General features: G+C 39.5%; 3 protein-coding genes. 2 read left to right on the forward strand and 1 reads right to left on the reverse strand.

Annotated features, from left to right (window positions below; all coding sequences use genetic code 11):
- Positions 1–1448: Clp protease N-terminal domain-containing protein (locus tag RM529_RS15595; protein ID WP_311485680.1), on the reverse strand; the 1448-nt coding region annotated here is incomplete at its 3' end.
- A gap of 249 nt (positions 1449–1697) precedes the next feature.
- On the opposite strand from RM529_RS15595, the gene gyrA reads away from it, so the two are divergent.
- Positions 1698–4229 (forward strand): DNA gyrase subunit A, encoded by a 2532-nt coding sequence (gene gyrA / locus RM529_RS15600; protein ID WP_311485681.1) that lies wholly within the window; start codon positions 1698–1700, stop codon positions 4227–4229.
- A gap of 20 nt (positions 4230–4249) precedes the next feature.
- Positions 4250–5503 (forward strand): tetratricopeptide repeat protein, encoded by a 1254-nt coding sequence (locus RM529_RS15605; RefSeq protein WP_311485682.1) that lies wholly within the window; start codon positions 4250–4252, stop codon positions 5501–5503.
- The last annotated feature ends 312 nt before the right edge of the window (positions 5504–5815 follow it).

Genomic DNA, 5815 nt, shown 5'->3' on the forward strand with positions numbered 1-5815 from the left:
TTTTTCTCATCATCACGAAGTTTGGCGGCCTCTTCATACTTCTGCTTTTTGACTACAGAATTCTTGTTCTCTCTTACTTCTTCAAGCTTTCGCTCTAAATCAAGAATTTGCTTGGGTACATCTATATTAATAATATGAACCCGTGAACCTGCTTCATCCAAAGCATCAATAGCCTTATCTGGAAGGAAACGATCGGTCATATACCTGTTCGTAAGTTTTACACAGGCTTCTATAGCTTCATCTGTATAAACCACGTTATGGTGCTCTTCGTATTTATTCTTGATGTTATTAAGGATTTCAATAGTTTCCTCTACAGTTGTAGGTTCAACTATGACCTTCTGGAACCTTCTCTCCAAAGCACCATCTTTCTCGATATACTGTCTGTACTCATCAAGGGTGGTTGCTCCAATACATTGAATTTCTCCTCTTGCAAGTGCAGGTTTAAACATGTTACTTGCATCCAGACTACCTGTAGCACCGCCAGCTCCAACAATTGTGTGAATCTCATCTATAAAAAGAATAATATCATCGTTCTTTTCCAGCTCATTCATTACCGCCTTCATTCTTTCCTCAAACTGCCCGCGGTATTTTGTGCCGGCAACAAGGCTTGCAAGATCAAGAGTGACTACACGTTTATCAAAAAGTATACGGGATACTTTTCTCTTTACAATCCTCAGGGCCAAACCTTCGGCTATGGCAGATTTACCAACACCCGGCTCTCCTATAAGGAGCGGATTATTCTTTTTACGTCTACTCAAAATTTGCGACACCCGCTCAATTTCTTTCTCTCTTCCTACCACAGGATCAAGCTTATCAGCCTCAGCCATTGCAGTTAAATCACGACCAAAATTGTCGAGTACAGGCGTCTTGGATTTCTTTGTGGTTTTTCCGGGGCCGCTGCCACCACCACCGCTAAACGGATTGTCTTTGGTGGCATCGTCAGTATCGCCTTCATCTGAAAATGATTCAGCAGAAGGGCTGTCGGAGAAATCATCCTCATCATTTGCAATCATGTACTTAAACTGATCTTTAACTCCGTCATAATCGATCTTCAGCCTGTTTAAAAGCTTCGTCGTCGGGTCATTTTCATTTCTTAAGATGCACAATAACAAATGTGCTGTATTTATAGATGTGCTCTGGAAAAGTTTTGCCTCTAAAAAAGTGGTTTTTAAAGCACGTTCTGCCTGTCTTGTTAAATGCAGGTTTTTCTTTTCGTTTGATATTGATGCCGTACCAGGATTGGCCGGGCTTAATATCTCTACTTTCCTTCTTAAATGGGTAAGATCTACATCCAGTGCTGTTAATATGTCTATTGCTTTACCATCACCGTCACGCAGCAAGCCAAGCATTAGATGTTCTGTCCCTATAAAATCGTGGCCGAGTCGCAATGCTTCTTCCTTACTATAAGAAATTACATCTTTTACTCTTGGTGAAAAATTATCATCCATGTTGTTTTCCTTTCTCTCTTTAAATTAACTAATCACTAGAATTCAAAAACTGTACCTAAGATCAGTCGTAAGCTAATTGACGAAATTACTTCCATTAATCAAAATCCAAAATAATGAACTTATTAACGAAAGTGCACTAAAAATTTGTTAATAAAAAATGGGTAAAGAAGCTGCTAGCGCGGCATAAAACATAAGGAAATTACGTAAATTGGCCTGTTAGATTTTTGAACTAAAATAAACTTTTTTAATATGGCTGAAGGAGAACAATTAATTCCTATCAACATTGAAGATGAAATGAAATCGGCCTACATCGATTATTCGATGTCGGTCATTGTGTCACGTGCTCTTCCAGATGTACGTGATGGTTTAAAGCCAGTACACCGCAGGGTTCTGTATGGAATGTATGAACTTGGTGTCCTCTCCAACCGGGCATATAAGAAATCAGCAAGAATAGTTGGAGAAGTTTTGGGAAAGTATCATCCTCACGGTGATTCTTCTGTATATGATACCATGGTAAGGATGGCCCAGGAGTGGAGCATGCGCTATATGCTTGTGGATGGCCAGGGTAACTTTGGATCTGTAGATGGTGATAGCCCTGCAGCAATGAGATATACTGAAGCCAGGATGCGCAAGATAAGTGAGGATATGCTGGCAGATATAGATAAAGAAACGGTAGATACCCAGCTAAACTTTGATGATTCCCTTAATGAACCTGTGGTTTTACCTACAAGGATCCCTAACCTTCTGGTGAACGGGGCCAGCGGTATTGCTGTTGGTATGGCAACAAATATGGCGCCTCATAACCTTGCAGAAGTAATCGATGGAACCATTGCTTATATTGATAATCATGATATTGAAATAGATGAATTAATAGAGCATATTAAAGCTCCAGATTTTCCAACCGGAGGAATAATATATGGGTACGACGGAGTAAGAGAAGCCTTTAAAACGGGCCGTGGGCGTGTGGTAATGCGCGCAAAGTCTAGCCTGGAAGAGGTGAATGGAAAAGAAAGTATTATTGTGACAGAGATCCCTTACCAGGTCAACAAAGCAGATATGATTAAAAAAACTGCTGATCTTGTAAATGAGAAAAAAATTGAGGGGATAAGCCTGATCAGGGATGAATCTGATAGGAATGGGATGCGTATTGTCTACCAGCTTAAGCGTGATGCGATTCCAAATATTGTCCTTAATACATTATATAAACATACCGCACTACAATCTTCTTTTAGTGTAAACAATATTGCATTGGTAAATGGCCGTCCTGAAATGCTGAATCTAAAGGACATTATTTATCATTTTGTAGAGCACCGTCACGTAGTTGTAGTCCGAAGGACAGAATATGAACTGAAGAAAGCCGAAGACAGGGCACATATCCTGGAGGGGTTAATAATTGCTTCAGATAATATAGATGAGGTAATTGCCCTTATAAGGTCTTCTGGTAATGCTGAAGAAGCACGGGAGAAATTAATGACCAGGTTTGAGCTTACAGAGGTGCAGGCCAGAGCTATTGTAGAAATGCGATTAAGACAGCTTACAGGTCTGGAACAGGATAAATTGCGCGCAGAATATGAAGAAATCCTGAAAACCATTGAAGATCTTAAAGATATCCTTGCAAGAAAGGAAAGAAGGATGCAGGTGATTAAAGATGAACTTCTGGAAGTAAAGGAAAAGTATGGTGATGAACGCCGTTCAACCATTGAGTATGCCGGTGGTGACCTGAGCATTGAAGATATGATACCTGATGAGCAGGTAGTAATAACCATTTCTCACGCGGGATATATAAAAAGGACATCACTTACAGAATATAAAACTCAAAACAGAGGTGGAGTAGGGCAAAAAGGTTCTACTACCAGGAATGAAGATTTTCTGGAGTACCTTTTCTCCGGAACAAACCATCAATACATGCTTTTCTTTACACAAAAAGGAAAATGTTTCTGGATGAGGGTATATGAAATTCCTGAAGGAAGTAAAGCCTCTAAAGGAAGGGCTATACAAAACCTTATTAATATTGAGCCAGATGACAAGGTTAAAGCCTTTATATGTACACAGGACCTCAAAGATGAGGAATATGTGAACAAACACTTTGTTATTATGGCTACTAAAAAAGGTCAGGTTAAGAAAACTTCCCTGGAGCAATATTCCAGGCCACGGGTAAATGGTATTAATGCAATTTCCATTAAAGAAGACGACGAACTGCTTGAGGCGAGATTAACCAATGGAGAAAGTCAGGTGATGCTAGCCGTAAAAAGTGGGAAAGCCATACGTTTTGAAGAAGGAAAGACACGACCAATGGGTAGAAATGCTTCGGGAGTTAGGGGCATTACACTGGCCGATGAAAACGATGAAGTGGTGGGAATGATTTCTGTAAACGACATGGAATCTAATATCCTGGTGGTTTCAGAAAATGGTTATGGAAAACGTTCCAGCCTGGAAGATTACCGTATTACCAATAGGGGAGGTAAAGGTGTTAAAACCATTTCTGTTACCGATAAGACAGGAGGACTAGTTGCTATTAAAAACGTTTCAGACGAGGATGATCTTATGATTATCAATAAATCTGGTATTGCCATAAGGTTAGGTGTGGCAGATTTACGGGTTATGGGACGTGCAACACAGGGAGTCCGGTTAATCAATTTAAAAGGTAAAGATTCTATTGCTGCGGTGGCAAAAGTTCTTCATAATGAGGACGATGTGGACGCCATGGCAGATGCAGAAACACCTGAGCCTACTGATCCGGAAAGCAATGGCACAACTATTGCTGATGATAGTGAAGAATAAAAATAATTAAACCAAAAACAATGAAAACGAATATTCTGACTTTGGCGCTGTCATTTCTATCTCTGACAGCCTTTGCACAAAAAAGTGAAATAAGAGATGCGGGAGATGCTGTTGAAGAAGGCAACTATACCCAGGCACAACAGGCAATAAGTAAGGCAGAGCCTATGCTTTCTGAGGCCAATGACAAATGGTCCGAAAGATTTTACCTTTATAAGGGTCAGGCTTATCTTGGTACAGGAGAGAACATATCTCTGGAAAATTTAAATACTGCGGCACAGGCATTTCAAAAAGCAGCAGATATGGGTGTTGAAGAAGCTCAGGACGGATTGGTTGCTGTAAGGAATAGCCTTGTTCAGGGAGCGATTAGTGATCAAAATTCACAAAATTTCTCCAGTGCTGCTGAAAAGTTACACACCAGTTATGAGCTAAGTGAAAAAAGAGATACTATTCATCTATACTATGCTGCAAATAATGCAGTGCAGGCAGGCGATTACGATACTGGTCTGGAATATTTAAATATGCTTAAAGAAGAAGGATATGATGGATCAGGTGTAGAGTACCTTGCTGTTAATGCAGAGACAGGTGAAGAAGAAATGATGGCCAGTAAAGAACAAAGAGATCTTATGATTAAAACCGGGGATTATTCGAGCCCGTCAGAAAGGCAGATCCCTTCTAAAAAAGGTGATATTGCAAGTCTTATTGCCAGGATTCATATCAGTGAAGAAAATTACGATGAAGCCATTGCAGCAATGGAAGACGCAAAACGTGAAAATCCAAATGACATTGATTTAATGCAGGCTGAAGCCAATATGTATTACAACATGGGCGAAAAAGAGAAATACAACGAAATAATGGAGGAAGTTGTTCAAATAGCACCAGACAATGCTTCTCTTTATTATAACCTTGGTGTAAATAGTGCAGATCTTGGTAACAAAGAGAAAGCAATGGGTTACTACGAAAAGGCGGTTGAATTAGATCCTGATATGACAGATGCCAGACTTAATATGGTGGCCCTGGTTTTAAGTAAGGAGAGGGATATTATTGAAGAAATGAACGATCTTGGGATGAGTGAGGCAGATAATAAAAGATATGAGGAGTTACAGAAAGAGCGTAATGAAGTGTATGAAGAAGCTGTTCCGTACCTTGAAACTATAATTGAAAAAGACCCTGCAAACCTTGAGGCAATCAGGACAGCTAAGAATATCCATACGCAGTTAGGAAACGAGGAGAAAGTAGAGGAAATGAATACTCTTTTAGAAACTGCAAATCAATAAGAAATACTAAATCACTTTTAATTTTTCTATAAAGCAAAAACTGACACTACCTTGTAAAGTGTTGAAATGTTTAAATAAAGGGGTTGGACTTTTTAAAGTCTGACCCCTTTTTTTATAATCGTAAGGAAATGGTTTAAATAATTCCCCAATACGTAATAGGCATCGACCACGTTTTAGTGGCTTCTCTTATAGCCAACTAGACAGATTTCAGATTCTCAATAAAGTACGTGGTATAAAGGATTTTACAGTATTCGTCTGATGACCTCCTTATGGATACTGAAAGCGATGTTCACCTCTTGGATGAAAAGCTGG

This window comes from Autumnicola edwardsiae, from assembly GCF_031846505.1.
Taxonomy (GTDB): Bacteria; Bacteroidota; Bacteroidia; order Flavobacteriales; family Flavobacteriaceae; genus Autumnicola; species Autumnicola edwardsiae.